We start from the raw sequence: 14,517 nt of genomic DNA on the forward strand, positions 1-14,517 counted from the left end.
AAATTTGATCAATTTCAAGAGCATGAGAGAGTTGGACAGCGTCGTGCAGGTTTCGGCGGCGTTTCAATACTTCTCGGAAGCGCTCTCGGACAACCCTTTTATCGATTCGATCAGTTACTTTGGCGATAACGGCTTCATGATCCGAACGACCGCGCAAAGAAACGATATCTTGTTCGACTCGACCAGTAAAGTGAATGCCTTTTACCAAGCGCAAATTTACGGCAAAATGAGATCGGCCGCGCAGACGCTCGTCTGGTTCGGCGGCTTTACCGATCGGGATTTTGACATTGCCGATACGGGAACGCCGTCCGAAAAAGCGAAGAAGCCGACTCACTATATTACCGCCGCGCGCAGCTTTTACTCGAATAACCACTCGGCTACGCTTGTCCTCAATATGGACATGAGGTACTTCAACGATATCTACAATCATGCCAACGATATTGAAAATAACGAGTTGTATCTGGTCGACGAATCGGGCCGCGTCGTATCCCACGGGAACGAAGAAAAAATCGGGCAAGCGGGGGGACGTTCCTGCGCAAGTTCATGATCCTGCGCGCATAAGCGACAAGTTTGCCAGCGAAGAAAGAAAAGGCAAACAAATCATGTCGTATCGGATTAACGCGTTGGATTGGATCCTGGTCAACGAAATTCCCGTAAGTTTATTCATCCGGGATATTTTGACCTTGAGACTCATCGTCGTGACGATGTTTATTTTCAGTTTGGCATCGGCGGCCATTCTCTCGAAATATTGGATCCGCAGAATAACGAGGCCGCTTAACAGTCTGACGACCGTCGTCAGAAGGATGGGGCAAGGCAATCTGGGACTCACGCTGGAGCTGGATCTAAAAAACGAACTCGGGATTCTCATCGCGCAATTCAATAAAATGTCCCGGAATATTCAAGAACTGATCGAGCAGAAGGAATCCATTCAGGAAGAAAAGCGGACGATCGAGATCGGCGCGCTGCAGTCGCAGATCAACCCCCACTTTTTCTACAACACGTTAAATACGATCAAATGGATGGCCATCATGGTCAAGGCGGACAATATCGTCGAGAGCATCGCGACGTTAGGCGATTATTTGCAGCCGATGTTTAAACAAGGCATGCTCTGCAACATTCGCGAAGAGATCGATTATATCGAAAACTATATCAAGATTATGAATTATCGCATGGCGGGCGGCGTAAAACTCCAAAAAAAACATTTCCTCGAAAGTGATGGACCGCCAGTGTCTCCGTTTTCTGCTCCAGCCCTTGGTCGAAAACGCGATTACGCACGGTTTGAAAAATCGCAACGGCGGTACGATTACGATTACGGCCGAGGAAAATAACAACGAAATTGTCTGGACGCTATCCGATAATGGCGAAGGCATGTCCGAAGCGAAGCTGCAGGAGGTAAGGGAATCTCTCGTCCATGGCCGCAGCGAACCCGCTTCAGAAAAGAAGGGTATCGGCCTATACAATACGAATCGCAGAATCCAGCTTCACTTCGGCGACCGTCATGGCATCGTCATTCATAGCGAACAGCAGGCGGGAACCGAATTGAAATTCACGATCCCAAAAGTGCAACAAACGTAAAGAAAATACAACTTTTACGGCGCGCCGGCAAACACGCCGCGCGAGTCGCGCAGGTTTGTTGTGTATTTCAATAGATCGTTCATTTTTATGCCTGCAAACGTTTTCTATAATCAATATAGAGACCAAATAGAGACCAATTCAATCCAAGGAGAACGAAACGATGCGATCAAAAAAAGAATAGAATCGGGTGGAAATACTTCCTCATCGCCATGCCGTTTATGATTTACGTCATCGCTTTTTTATTTTGTACCGTTATTCGGCTGGATCTATTCTTTTTACAACTACAATCCGGCGTTAAGTTTCTCGCAGCTGAAGTTCGTAGGCTTCGATAATTTCGTTAAGATCTACAACGAACGAAGCGAAATTTACCGGGTCCTCAAAAATACGTTGGCGATGAGTCTTCTCCTGATCCTGGTTACGCCGTTGCCGTTGATCGCGGCCGTCATGATCAATGAAATTAAGCACAGCAAGTACAAACGATTTATTCAGACCGTGACCACGCTGCCTAATTTTATAAGCTGGATCGTCGTATTTTCTCTTACGTTCGCCGTTTTTTCAAGCGATGGCCTCTATTACACCCTCTTAAGAAATCTGCATTTCGACGTTCCGGTTATCGGAATCATGGGCAACAACGGTGCCGCCTGGTTTTTCCAGGCCGGGCTTTATGTTTGGAAGACGATCGGCTGGACGATGATCATCTACATGGCCGCGATCGCCGGGATCGACAGCGAGCAGTACGAGGCGGCCCGAATCGACGGCGCGGGCAAATTCGGCTTAATGCGCTACATCACGATACCGGGCCTGGGGCCGACCTTTTTTTGTCCTCCTGTTATTGCAGATCAGCAATTTGTTGAACAACGGGCTCGATCAATTCCTCGTCTTTTATAACCCGCTCGTCGCCGACAAATTAAACGTGCTCGATTACTTCATCTATCAGGTCGGCTGGGCTGTCAGCGACTACTCCTATGCGACCGTCTTGGGGATGGTGAAGTCCTTGCTCGGCATCGGGCTGTTGTTCGCCGTCAACTATCTCTCCAAGAAAACGAAGGGGGGAGTCGATCCTGTGATAAAGAACCAACATTCGCTGGGCGAACGGATTTTCGACAAATTCAACTACGTATTTATGGCCTTGTTCTCCTTTATCTGTATCTATCCGTTCTATTATGTGTTTATTTATTCGATCAGCGAACCGCGATTGGCGCAAAAAGGCATTTATCTATGGCCGGGCAACTTCAATATCGACGCTTATATTAAAATATTCAGTTTAAATACGATCCCGCATGCTTTTCTCGTTTCGGTAGAAAAAACAGTGATATTCACCGTTTTATGCGTGTATTTCTCGGCCATGCTTTCCTATCTCTTTACGAAACACTCGATGCCTTACCGCAAACTCATGTATCGCATCGTAATATCGTCCATGTATCTCAACTCCGGTCTGATCCCGTGGTATATCACGATGAAAACGTACGGTTTGCGCAATTCCTTCCTGCTTTACGTCCTGCCGGGTATCATTAACGCCTTCTATATCATCCTGGTCAAGACTTATATCGAGCAATTGCCCGCTTCGCTTGAAGAGTCGGCCCAGATCGACGGCGCCGGATTTATGACCGTCTTCAATCGCATTATATTTCCCTTGTCCAAGCCCATCATCGCAACGGTAGCCGTATATGCTTCGGTGGGGTGCTGGAATTACTGGATCGACAATTACTTGCTGGTCGAAAAAGCCAGTCTGCAAACGATACAGGTCATCCTGTACGGCTATCTGAACGAAGCGCAAAGCTTGTCTCAGGATCTTGCGGCCATGACGGCCAATTCGGGTTCGGGCAGACAGCTCCAGCTCTCGCCGGAGACGATCAAGATGAGCATCACCGTCATTTCGGTGCTTCCGATCATCCTTGTCTATCCGTTTTTGCAAAAGAATTTTATCAAGGGCATTATGCTGGGCGCGGTGAAAGGTTAATTCGGATATGATGGTTTTTTCTAGAAAACCATGTATCAATAGATAAAGCTGAAAGTCAATCACATTGGGAGGTTATTCGATGTCAGGGATGAAAAAGAAAACGAGTTTGCTCGCGATGGTTGCCAGCTTGTCTCTTCTGGCAATGACGGCGTGTTCTGGCAACAACGGATCGAACAACGCTTCATCGTCCGCACCGGCTTCAAGCGCTGCGCCATCGTCGAGCGAAGCGGCCGCATCAAGCGGGGCGGCCGATCCTTCGGCCGGAACCGGGCTTCCCAGAGATCCGATTACGTTAAAAGTTTTCATCGGCGGTTCGGATGCGAGCTTGAACGGCGTTTGGAATTCGTCGATCGCCAAGGTCATTCAGGAAAAACTGGGAATTACGCTGGATTTGATTACCGGCGACGCCGTTAAAGCGAAAACGCTGGTTGCCGGCGGAGACTTGCCCGACGTTCTTTCGACTGCCGGAATCTCGGACCTGGTGGACTCTTTGATTCAGAGCGGTCAAGTGATTCCGTTGGACGATCTGATCGATAAGTACGGCCCGAATATCAAGAAGAATACCCCGCAAGCGCTGGAAATCATGAAGGCGTCGGCAAGCAACAATACGGGAAAAGTTTATTTCCTGCCCGTTCGGGTGAATAAAGCCAGCGACAATCCTGTCCCGCTGAGCAGCGCGCTTGCCGGATTCTATACCAGATGGGATCTGTATAAAGCGATCGGCGCGCCGGCGATGTCGAACGAAGACGATTTCTTGAAAGTGAACAAGGAAATTCAAGATAAGTTCCCGACGACGAAAGACGGCAAAAAAGCTTATGCGTTCTCGGCATGGGCCGGAGGAGATATGTTCCCGTACATGATCTCCTATCCGTTCTCCATGGGATATAACAACTGGTCGTACGATACTTCCATCGGCGCGGTCGATGGCGACGTTCAAGACAATTTCCTGCAAAAAGACGGCGTATTCTGGAACGGCATCAAGTTTTTCAACAAAGCTTACCGCATGGGCATATTCGATCCGGAAGGATTCACGCAAAAAATCGATCAATACATCGCCAAGCTAAACAACGGCCAAGTGTATAACTCGGCGGCAAGCTTCTGGATGGGCGGCAGCGATTTGGTCTCCAATACCGGCGTTGCCAATGCGGAATTGCTGCAATTGCCCGGACCGTTCCCCGGCTACATGGCGTTGTATCCAAAAGACGCGCCGGGCGGCAATCTCCTGGGACCGGCACGCGCCATTACGAAAGCCAACAAGTATCCGGAGCGCACGATGGAGTTGTTTAATTTCCTTAGCGGCGACGAAGGCGGAAGATTGCTGTTCACCGGCGTCAAGGGCGTAGATTGGGATGTCGTAGACGGCAAGCCGCAATTGATCGGCAAGATGGCGAAGCCTTCCGATCCTGGATACAGCGACTATCTGAAGAGCGTAGGTACGACGACGCTGAACAAATTGTCCAATCTTCATGAAGCATGGCCGGCAGAAGACGGCTATCCGCTCGACCTGAAGCTGGTTATCGATCCGGCTACGGTTACGACTGCCGAAAAAGAATTGGCCCAGCAATTTGGCGCGGAGCTGTATCCCGGTCAAGTATACGATAAGTTGATTAAAGAAGGAAAAGCCATCACCGACTCTAAATACTTTGCGTTCACTGCATTCGTCAAGCAGTTGTCCCAACCGAATCAACAAGTGATGACGAAGGCGGAAACGTACTTCCTGGCGAACGTTGCGAAATATATCATGGCGAAGGACGACGCTGCCTTCGAAGCCGCGCAGAACAAAGCCATCGACGACTTCAAAGCGATGGGCGTGGACAAAGCGTATGCCGAATTCCACAAGCTGATCGACGACGCCAAGGCTTTCGTCAAAGAGAACAATCTGGAATAGGAACGGGTGCCGATTGCGCGCAATTGAAAAGGGACTGCCTACAGGTAGTCCCTTTTCTACTGACTCGCGCCTTCAGGGTGCCGTACGGGAGGGAAAACAAGTGTCTACGAATTCGACTTCCATTATCGCCGATCTGGCGCGCATGCGTTTCCAGTACAAGTCGGAGCTGGCGGTATACACAGAAAAGCTGTCGGACGGAAGATTGCTGTTCTGCGGCTTTCAAGACAATGGCACCATCATCTACGAACACGCGGACATCGCGGATAAACCTTCGTTCGATCTGACGATCGACGGAGAATCGTTGGATTACGGATGGGAATTTCGCGATTTTGATTCGGTTACGGACGAACGCGGGAACACGACCGGCACGTTGACGTTACAGCATGCCGCAAAGCCGATTGGATTAAAAGTCGTCACGCGATGCAGCGGATTCGGCTTCTTCAGAAGATCGGTCGAGATCGTCAATCTATCTAGCGATACGACCTGCGGGCTGACGAACGTGACGCCGCTCAAGGGAAGCCTGTGGAGCATAACGGACAACGTCGCCGACAATCTGCGGGACGACACCGTCTCGCCTTATTCCGTCGGACGCTTTAAAGATTTGTATTGGGCGAACGAGGGCAAATTCGCCTGGCAGGACGTACCGGTCAACACCGGCGTCTTCTTTAACTCGACCTTCGGCATGAGCGGGCACAGCAGCCCTTTCTTTATTTTGCGCAACAACATAAACGGCGGCTATTTCGTTTGCCAGATGGGGTGGTCGTCCAATTGGAAGACCGCCTTTTTCGCCGACTATTTTAACGACAGCCGTCTTCCGAACCGTATCAATCTGAACTTCGAAGTACTGCCCGTGACGCCGGCTCCGGCCAGATTGATCGCGCCTGGCGAGACGATCTCGGCGCCCGACATGCATTTCGGCATGAACCACGTCGACCTGGATTCGGCGATCCAAAGCCTCCACGCCTATTTGCGGCAATCCGTGCTCCGACAGGCGGGCGACGGCGCGCAGCCCGTCATCTACAACCAGTCCGGATATATGGTGCCCGGCTACAAGCTGCCCGAGATGAGCGAAGCGGGACTTCAAGCAGAGGTCGATATCGCGGCGGAGCTTGGCGCGGAGCTATTCATGATCGACGCCGGCTGGTACGGCAACAACGGGACGGCGGGAGCCGATTGGGGGAATACGACGGGCGACTGGTACGCCGCCGACATCCTGCCGAACGATCTGCACCCCGTGTATGCGTATGCGCGCGCAAAAGGTCTGAAATGCGGCTTGTGGGTCGAGATCGAAACGGCCGGCTCGAAATCGAAGCTGGCGCAGGCGCACCCCGATTGGTTCTTAACGAAGTACGGCCAAACGTTCCCGCGGGTGCTCGATCTGTCGAAGCCGGAGGTGAAGGATTTCGTAGAATCCGAAATCGTCCGGCTCGTCGACAAATATCAATTGGACATGTTCCGTCTGGACTACAATTCAAGCTCGCACGAAGGGGGCTTTAACCTCAAGGACGGCCGGAACGAAAACACGCATTGGAGGCATATGGAGGCGATTTACGAGATTTTCGAGCGGGTCGGCAGAAAGTATCCGAATCTTCAGCTGGAAAACTGCGCCAGCGGCGGCGGACGAACGGATATCGGCATCGTCAGCCGGTTTACGACGACCTGGGTTTCCGACTGGTTCAAAATGCCGCGCACGGTGCGGATCCTGAACGGCATGAGCATGGCGCTCCCGCCCGAATTCATCAACAGATCCTACACGCCCGGGATGGAAGGGAATCTGGACACCCACATGCATGCGATCATGATGGCGCATCCGATGCTGTGCGGCGTCGTGCCGTCTCTTGCGGCGGCGAGTCCCGCCATGATGGCTTGCGTGAAAAAATATATCGGCATCTACAAAAATTTCATTCGGACGTTCCATCGGACGGCCAAGGTATATCATCATACGCCGGTCATCCCCGGCGCCGACGGCACCGGCTGGGCTGCGCTGGAGTATGTATCGGAAGATCGGACCAAGGCGGTCGCGACCGTGTTCCGGCTCATCAACGCGGAGGAAAACCGCTACGTCCTGAAATTCAAAGGACTCGACAAGCAGGCGATCTATACCGTTCGGATCGAGCCGGAGGGGAGCGCCTTCGAGGCCGGCGGTTACGCATTGACGAGAGAGGGACTGGAGATCGAGCTGGATACGGCTTTGACCTCGCAAATGATAATGCTGACAAAGAATAAGTAGCGAATCGAGACAGGGAGCGACCATACATGAAAACGACCTATACGGGCCTGGCGGTCCTGCCTACGACGCCGGCCTCCATGAACGTCATCGTCGAACCCGGACGCATCATGACGGGCAGCCGCGTCGTGGAGCTGGCCGAGGCCGCGACGGTATGCATTCGGGTGGCCGGACAACGGCGGTTCAACGACCAGCGCTATCGGATCGTCGGGGAAGGCGCCGCATCCCCAAGCGGCTGGAACGGCGAGAACATTCGCGGCACCGCGGGAATGCCATACCAGCGCATGGTGCCCGGCTCGCTGCAGGTGTATGCGAGGGACCGGAGCAAACGTTACGTACCGGAAGCCGATTATACGCAGGACAGCTACTGGGGCTCCATCAAGCGTAACCCGCAAGGGGGCATCGCCATCGACGAAGAGCTGTCCATCGATTATGCCGTATGGCTATGCCGATACGACGCGATCGTGCTGCTTGAGGACGGTACGATAAGCGTCGTCGAAGGAGACTGCGACGCGCCCGAATCCCGCGAGCTGCTGCTGCCCGAGCCGCCGAAGGTGGAGCGGGGGGTTTGTCCTGGCCCATATATTCACGGGCTGGGGGCAGACCTGCGTCTATGGCGGAGGAAGCGCGATCGTCGCGGATCGCTTGACGGCCGCGCGTTCGACGGATGGACTGCCGGCACTCGCGGGCAGATACGAAGATATGGTCGAACGCACCTACGTCGTCGAGGTACGTCATGCGGAGCACGATGACGAAGGGCGGTTCCTGGCGAGCATCGGGGCGACGGGAGAAGATTACGGCACGAACCGCGCATTGACGATGGACACGTTGCGTTGGACGGAAGCCAGATCGCTCCCTGGCGATTCGAAGCTGCCGCTTCTGCTGCAAACCGCGTACGGTTATCCGGTAGGCTGGGGGCTGGCGCTGGATTTCTCGACTATGAAGGAACCCGCCGGCGGCGACCTGTCCGGCACGTACAAGGTAACGGTCTACCCGGAGATGATCTTCGATCGCAGACACGCCTTGGACGGCTGCGATCCGCTGGACGCCGTCCCGCTGGAGCAGCGGGACAGCCTGGACGGCTTCAGGGAGAAGGCGGCTTCCGGGCGGCCGGTGCGCATCGCATTCTTCGGCGCGAGCAATGCGAGGCACGGTCTATGGCCGGCTCAGGTCGTGAGCGCGCTCAGGCAAGCCTTCCCGCAGACGGCCATCTCCACTTCCGTCATCGCCTACGGCGGAGAGGAAATGCGCCATGGCCGGCATCGCTTCCACCATGAGGTGCTAAGCGTCGCGCCCGACTTGATCGTGATGGAATATTTCATCAACGATGTCTGCCACGGCCGGCCGGACGAGACGGAGGAAGCCGCAAGATTTATTTTGCAAAGCATCGGCGACGCCGGCATTCCTTGCATCCTCCTGACGAACAACGGCGCCAATCCCCTATTTTCCAGGCACGGCTCGTCCGCGAGCTTCCAGCGTTACCACGACTTGTACCGAAGCTTGGCAGCCGAATACCGGTTCGCCTTCGTCGGCGCGTACGGCTATTTCAGCAATCTTCATCGATACGGCAAGTACTTCATCACGGAGCTTAAAGGCAATATGGTCAACCATCCCTACGGGCTTGTCGATCAGAACTGGGGGGCGTTCGATCGGGTGCTGAGCAACGCGATATTAAAAATACTCCGATAGTGATGGAAGGACGGGAGATGCCGGAGATGGCACAGAACGAGAGGGAGCAGAACGAGAGGGAGCAGAACGATTTGGACCAGAACGATTTGGACCAATCGATTCGGGCGGTCAAGCGATTCAGAACGCTGCTGCTCGGCGACCGCCGCCGTCCGGGCTATCACTTTGCCATGCCCGAGGGCTACGGATTGCCGGGCGACCCGAACGGCGCTTTTTTACGCGAACGGCAGATATCATCTCATGTACCTTTATCAAAATGATACGAGCACGACCGGCGCCTTTAACTGGGGACATATATCGAGCCACGATCTGGTGCATTGGCGGCATCACCCGGACGCGATCGTCCCGAGCGAGGGAGATAACGGCGCGTTCAGCGGAGGCGCGTTCGTCGACGACGACGGAACGGCCTATCTCGCATATTCCAGCTTGGCGATCGACATGGAGACGATGACCGGCGGCGGCGTCGGCATCGCACGGAGCTCGGACAGACATTACGACCATTGGGAGAAGTTCGATTCCCTGGCGATCCAGAGCACGGCCAACGGCATTACGGAGGTCGTCGGCAAAAACGGCGAGCTCGTGCATGCGGGAAGCTGCGATCCGAGCAACATCTGGAAAAAAGACGGCATGTATTATTTGCAAACCGGAAATCTTTGCGTGCTCGGCGATTACGGAAGAAGCGCGGATTCCCCGCTCGAGGCAAGAGGGGACTGGACGGATTTATTCCGGTCGGCGGATCTGAAGACGTGGGAATACGTAGACCGCTTTTACGAAAGGGATCGCTCGAACCGATGGACGGAGGAGTCCGAGGACGACATGTGCCCGAGCTTCCTCCCGCTGCCGCTGTCCAGGCAGGGCGGGGCGCCGAGCGGCAAGTACCTGCAGCTCTTCCTGTCGCATAACAGAGGCTGCCAATATTATATCGGCGAATACCGCGACGACCGGTTCTGGCCGGAAAGCCACGGACGCATGACATGGGCGGACAGGGCGTTCGCCGCGCCGGAAGCGTTGACGGACGACAAAGGCCGGCAAATCGTCTGGGTATGGCTCATCGATAATCTGGACGACGAGACCAGCTTCGGGTGGTCGGGCGTGTACAGCCTGCCGCGCTCCCTTTGGTTAGGCGCCGACGGGACGCTGCGGATGGCGCCGGTCGACGAGCTGGCCTTGCTGCGGTATAACGCGAAGCGCTTCCCGGCTGTCGCGCTGTGCGCCGGAGAAAAGTTCTCGCTTGACGGCATCGACGGCGAGTCTTGCGAGCTTCGGCTGACGATCGCGCCGGGAACGGCCGGCAGGGTCGGTCTTCAGGTACGCGCATCTCCGGACGGCGCGGAGGCGACGCTGCTCTATTACGATGCCGAATCGAAGACGCTCGTCTTCGATTCGACGCGCAGCGGCGATGGCGGCTGGAAGGTGAGGGAAGCCGCGCCTTTTGCGTTGCAAGCGTCCGAACGGCTGGAATTAGCGATTTATATCGATAAAGGCGTGATCGAGATTTTCGCGAACGAGCGCCAAGCGATCGCAAGACGGGTGTATCCGGAGAGAGCGGACAGCACGGGCGTCTATCTGTTCTGCGAGGGAGGCACCGCTTCCTTCGAGACGATCGACGTATGGGAAATGATGCCCTCGAATCCCTGCTAAGCAGAGCACAAGGAGTGAAATACAAATGAGAATATTGGCTATCGGCGCCCATCCGGACGATGTGGAATGCTGCGTAGGCGGCACGTTGGCGAAGTATGCGGCGCGCGGGGACGAAGTGACGATCATGGTGGCGACCAACGGGAACGTCGGCTCGCCGTCGCTGAGCAAGGAAGAAATCGCGGCCGTGCGCAAAAAAGAGGCGCAGGCCGCAGCGGACGTCATCGGGGCTGAGTTGATCTGGCTGGATTACGACGACGAGTTTTTGTTCCATGACCGCGAATCCAGAATGACCTTCATCAACGCCATCCGCAGGGCGAATCCGGACGTCATGTTCGTGCATAGTCCCAACGATTACCACCCGGATCATCGCGTCTGTTCGGAAATATCGATCGATTGCCGCATCCCGGTGACCGTGCCGCTCATCGTCACGGAATATCCGGCGATGGCGAACGTGCCGCACGTTTTTTTGTACGAGAACGTCGGCGCCGTGGATTTTCAGCCCGAGGCCTACGTCGATATTACCGAAACGTTCGAGGTCAAGTCGCGGATGCTCAAATGCCACGAAAGCCAGGACGTCTGGATGCAGCATGTGTACGGCGCCGATATCGTCGCGAACATGGCCCGAGTCGCCTCGATGCGCGGGGTAGCGCCGGGCTTCAAATATGCCGAAGGCTTTCGCAGCTTGCCCATGTTCCCGGTCCCGGGGCGTCCGCACCTGCTTCCGTAGGGCGACCGCGCGCTATCCACGAACAAGATGACCGGAGGTTAACGATGAGCATATCGTTCGATCTGTCCACGATCTTTCAAGCTTCGAATGCCGTATCCCGCTCGATCTCCGCCGAGAATCCGACCGGGGAGAAGGGCAAGGGCGCGATGGCGCTGCCGAGTCCGGACGGACCCGCCTCGGACATGGGCATTGGTTGGAAAGCGCAGCCTTATATTACGGTCAAAGCCGGAGAGACGGTCGTGCTGGCGGACATCCGGGGTCCCGGTATCGTCACGCACCTTTGGACGACACTTGTCGGCGAGCCGTTTTATCGCGATCTCGTACTTCGCTTTTACTGGGACGGCGAAGCGGCGCCTTCGGTCGAGGTGCCGTATGGCGATTTCTTCTGCAACGGCTGGGGCGTGCCGGTCAACGTGGTGTCCGAGCCTGTCAACGTCAACCCGCTCGGCGGCTTCAACTGCTACTGGCCGATGCCCTTTCGCCGCTCCGCGCGCATTACGGTCGAAAACACGCGTCTTGTCGATCTCGACATGCTGTTCTACCAGATCGACTATGCGCTCGCGGACGTCCCGCAAGACAGTGCCTATTTCCATGCGCAATGGCGCAGGAAAAATCCGGTCCCGTGCGGCGAAGCCTACACGATCGTGGACGGCATCGCCGGCAAAGGACGGTTCGCGGGCGTCTACCTGGCATGGGGGCAGCGCCACAACCGCTGGTGGGGGGGAGGGCGAGGTCAAGTTTTATATCGACGGGGACACGACGTTCCCGACGTATTGCGGTACGGGCCTGGAGGATTATTTCGGCGGGGCGTGGGGCTTTTTCGCGAACGACCGAAAGGCTTACGAGACCTATAGCGCCCCTTATCTCGGCTACCCTCAACTCATCAAACCCGACGGTTTTATGTCGGCCTCCATGCGGCACGGCTTGTATCGCTGGCATATTCGCGACCCCGTTTTTTTCGGGCAAGACTTTAAGGCGACCGTTCAGCCGCTAGGCTGGCAGGTGAACGCGGAAGACAAACAAAAATATATGCACCTGCAGGACGACGTAGCCTCCACGGCGTTTTGGTACCAGTCGGAACCTCACGCGGCATTCCCGCCGCTTCCGGACCGGGAGGCGCGGGACGTGAACTTGATATGATGGGCGAAAAAACGGCAGGTTCGGGGCATCGAACATCCTATAACGGGGAGGAGCTTCATAGATGAAGCTGCAATATAGCATGGCGCACGAGCCGCTGCTGAACGCGTCGACGCGAGAACGATTGGTGGCGAACATGAAAAACGCCGGCATCGAAAAAATTTGGATCGCAGGCTTTTTTTTCCGGCAAGATGGTCGATATCGAGCAGTTGAAGGAGGCCAAAGCGTTCGCGGAGGGGCACGGCCTCGAAGTCGGCGCGGTGACGATCCCGATCGGGCACCCCGGCAACGCGCTGAATCCGGACGATCCCGACCTGGATCTCGAGATTCCCAAGCACTGGCACTACCGGGTCGATAGCCAAGGCCAAACCGTCTACTACTGCGGAGCGATCGATCGCTGTCTGATCGAAGACAACGGCAAGGCCGCCAAGCTGCTGCGCGAGGCGGGCTTCAAGGAGGTCTTCCTGGACGACGATCTGCGGGCCGGCAACTTCAACGAATTTATAGAGGGCTGTTACTGCGACGCTTGCATCCAGGAATTCAACGAGACCTTCGGTCGCCGGGAGACAAGGGAGTCGCTGCTCCTCCATGTGACGCAGAAGCGGGATGCGGCGGTCATGCAGGATTGGGTGGCGTTCCAATGCGTAAAAGTGACGGACGTGGTGAAGGCGACGGATATCGAAGGGGTGCAGCCGGGGATTATGGTGATGCATTTCGGCGACGAGCGGCACGGGATCGATATTCCTTCGATTCGCGATCAAATGCCCCACGCGTTGTTCCGCGTCGGAGAATATCAATTCAACGACGAGCGATTCGCGAGTCCGCACGCAAAAGCGGAAGAGCTGCTCGGCATTTTGTACCACTTGAGCTTTATCGACAAAAAATACGCCTACAGCGAATCGACGATTTTTCCGCCGCGCGCTTTAAAGGAACACAACCTGGTCTACAAAGCGAAGCTGGCCATAGCGGCCGGTCTCGAGAACGTGCTCTTCATGAGCGGCACCTGGGTGCTGGACGAGCGCTATTGGCGGGCGATCGCCGACGCGCTTCCCGTATTGCGCGAACTCTACCGGGCGACCGCTGACGCGCGCAGAGCCTACCCGGTGCATCTCGCCTATGGCACGCATGGCGCCTACGCGGAGGCGTTCGTTCCGACGAGCCTGCCGTTGCTGGCCGGATTGCCGGCCAAGGCCGTTCGGGCGGACCAGAGCGGCGAAGGCGGGGCGCTGCTGCTGTTTTTCGGGGACTACAGGCTGGGCGAGGAGTGGCAGGCGCAGCTGTCCAAATACAAAAAAAGTCATATTCGACCAGACGGCGGCGAAAAAGAACGAGGACATTTTAAAGCGTTTGCAGCTGGCCGATACATCTGTCGCTTTTTGGGAGGAGGAAGCGTCCGCCAGGCCATCCGCCGGACAGATCGCCTCGCTGCAGCGGCTGGCGGCTCAAGGCGCCTGCGATTTCCCAAGGCTCGCCGAGGGTGCCCTGATCGGCTTGATATGGCTCAAGGACAACGGCAAATGTCTTTTGTTTAACCTGCTCGAATCGGAAAATCAGGGGACGATCCAGTGGGCGGACCGCCATTATCCCGTTCAGCTCGCGCCCTTGTCGTTTGCGATCCTGGACAGCGCGGGCGCATTGACGACTTACGATACGGCGATCGCCCTTTGATCGGGCAG

The 14,517-nt window shown here is 55.6% G+C and carries 17 protein-coding genes; 16 read left to right on the forward strand and 1 reads right to left on the reverse strand.

Annotated features, from left to right (window positions below; translation table 11 throughout):
• Positions 1 to 4: 4 nt before the first annotated feature.
• From OMP40_RS28000 to OMP40_RS28020, 5 genes are all read left to right on the forward strand, one after another.
• Positions 5 to 547: a hypothetical protein gene (locus tag OMP40_RS28000; RefSeq protein ID WP_277536217.1), complete on the forward strand. Its 543-nt coding sequence runs from the start codon at positions 5 to 7 to the stop codon at positions 545 to 547.
• Between the two features lie 55 nt (positions 548 to 602).
• Positions 603 to 1,328, forward strand: a complete 726-nt coding sequence (locus tag OMP40_RS28005) for a sensor histidine kinase (RefSeq protein ID WP_277536219.1) — start codon at positions 603 to 605, stop codon at positions 1,326 to 1,328.
• Positions 1,279 to 1,575, forward strand: coding sequence for a sensor histidine kinase (locus OMP40_RS28010; protein ID WP_277536221.1), 297 nt, complete (start codon positions 1,279 to 1,281; stop codon positions 1,573 to 1,575). Before OMP40_RS28005 ends, OMP40_RS28010 begins: the two co-directional genes overlap by 50 nt.
• Before the next feature lie 393 nt (positions 1,576 to 1,968).
• Complete coding sequence (locus OMP40_RS28015; RefSeq protein WP_277536223.1) at positions 1,969 to 2,463, forward strand: ABC transporter permease subunit; 495 nt, start codon at positions 1,969 to 1,971, stop codon at positions 2,461 to 2,463.
• Positions 2,423 to 3,535: a carbohydrate ABC transporter permease gene (locus OMP40_RS28020; RefSeq protein ID WP_277536225.1), complete on the forward strand. Its 1,113-nt coding sequence runs from the start codon at positions 2,423 to 2,425 to the stop codon at positions 3,533 to 3,535. The genes OMP40_RS28015 and OMP40_RS28020 overlap by 41 nt, the downstream gene beginning before the upstream one ends.
• A gap of 72 nt (positions 3,536 to 3,607) precedes the next feature.
• On the opposite strand, the gene OMP40_RS28025 is transcribed toward OMP40_RS28020, so the two are convergent.
• Positions 3,608 to 3,892, reverse strand: coding sequence for a hypothetical protein (locus OMP40_RS28025; RefSeq protein WP_277536227.1), 285 nt, complete (start codon positions 3,890 to 3,892; stop codon positions 3,608 to 3,610).
• On the opposite strand from OMP40_RS28025, the gene OMP40_RS28030 reads away from it, so the two are divergent.
• From OMP40_RS28030 to OMP40_RS28080, 11 genes are all read left to right on the forward strand, one after another.
• Complete coding sequence (locus OMP40_RS28030) at positions 3,861 to 5,423, forward strand: type 2 periplasmic-binding domain-containing protein (protein ID WP_277536229.1); 1,563 nt, start codon at positions 3,861 to 3,863, stop codon at positions 5,421 to 5,423. The two genes, OMP40_RS28025 and OMP40_RS28030, sit on opposite strands and share 32 nt — an antisense overlap.
• A 100-nt stretch (positions 5,424 to 5,523) precedes the next feature.
• Entirely contained in the window at positions 5,524 to 7,653 is a 2,130-nt protein-coding gene (locus OMP40_RS28035) for an alpha-galactosidase (protein WP_277536230.1), read from the forward strand.
• Positions 7,654 to 7,679: 26 nt separating this feature from the next.
• Complete coding sequence (locus OMP40_RS28040; RefSeq protein ID WP_277536232.1) at positions 7,680 to 8,402, forward strand: hypothetical protein; 723 nt, start codon at positions 7,680 to 7,682, stop codon at positions 8,400 to 8,402.
• Entirely contained in the window at positions 8,353 to 9,339 is a 987-nt protein-coding gene (locus OMP40_RS28045; RefSeq protein ID WP_277536233.1) for an SGNH/GDSL hydrolase family protein, read from the forward strand. Before OMP40_RS28040 ends, OMP40_RS28045 begins: the two co-directional genes overlap by 50 nt.
• 26 nt (positions 9,340 to 9,365) lie before the next feature.
• On the forward strand, positions 9,366 to 9,596 hold the full coding sequence (locus tag OMP40_RS28050; protein ID WP_277536235.1) for a hypothetical protein: 231 nt from the start codon (positions 9,366 to 9,368) through the stop codon (positions 9,594 to 9,596).
• Positions 9,577 to 10,977: a glycoside hydrolase family 32 protein gene (locus tag OMP40_RS28055; protein WP_277536236.1), complete on the forward strand. Its 1,401-nt coding sequence runs from the start codon at positions 9,577 to 9,579 to the stop codon at positions 10,975 to 10,977. Before OMP40_RS28050 ends, OMP40_RS28055 begins: the two co-directional genes overlap by 20 nt.
• 25 nt (positions 10,978 to 11,002) lie before the next feature.
• Positions 11,003 to 11,704, forward strand: coding sequence for a PIG-L deacetylase family protein (locus OMP40_RS28060; protein WP_277536237.1), 702 nt, complete (start codon positions 11,003 to 11,005; stop codon positions 11,702 to 11,704).
• A gap of 44 nt (positions 11,705 to 11,748) precedes the next feature.
• On the forward strand, positions 11,749 to 12,558 hold the full coding sequence (locus OMP40_RS28065; protein ID WP_277536238.1) for a glycoside hydrolase family 172 protein: 810 nt from the start codon (positions 11,749 to 11,751) through the stop codon (positions 12,556 to 12,558).
• Positions 12,449 to 12,844 carry a DUF2961 domain-containing protein gene (locus tag OMP40_RS28070; RefSeq protein ID WP_277538073.1) on the forward strand — a complete coding sequence of 132 codons (396 nt, stop codon included), beginning with the start codon at positions 12,449 to 12,451 and terminating at the stop codon, positions 12,842 to 12,844. Before OMP40_RS28065 ends, OMP40_RS28070 begins: the two co-directional genes overlap by 110 nt.
• Before the next feature lie 188 nt (positions 12,845 to 13,032).
• A complete protein-coding gene (locus OMP40_RS28075) occupies positions 13,033 to 14,373 on the forward strand; it encodes a hypothetical protein (RefSeq protein ID WP_277536239.1) in 1,341 nt (446 codons plus the stop codon).
• The gene (locus OMP40_RS28080; protein ID WP_277536242.1) at positions 14,366 to 14,509 is read left to right on the forward strand and encodes a hypothetical protein; all 144 of its coding nucleotides are present in this window, start codon (positions 14,366 to 14,368) and stop codon (positions 14,507 to 14,509) included. The genes OMP40_RS28075 and OMP40_RS28080 overlap by 8 nt, the downstream gene beginning before the upstream one ends.
• Positions 14,510 to 14,517 lie beyond the last annotated feature (8 nt).

This window comes from Cohnella rhizosphaerae, assembly GCF_029525575.1.
Taxonomy (GTDB): Bacteria; Bacillota; Bacilli; order Paenibacillales; family Paenibacillaceae; genus Cohnella; species Cohnella rhizosphaerae.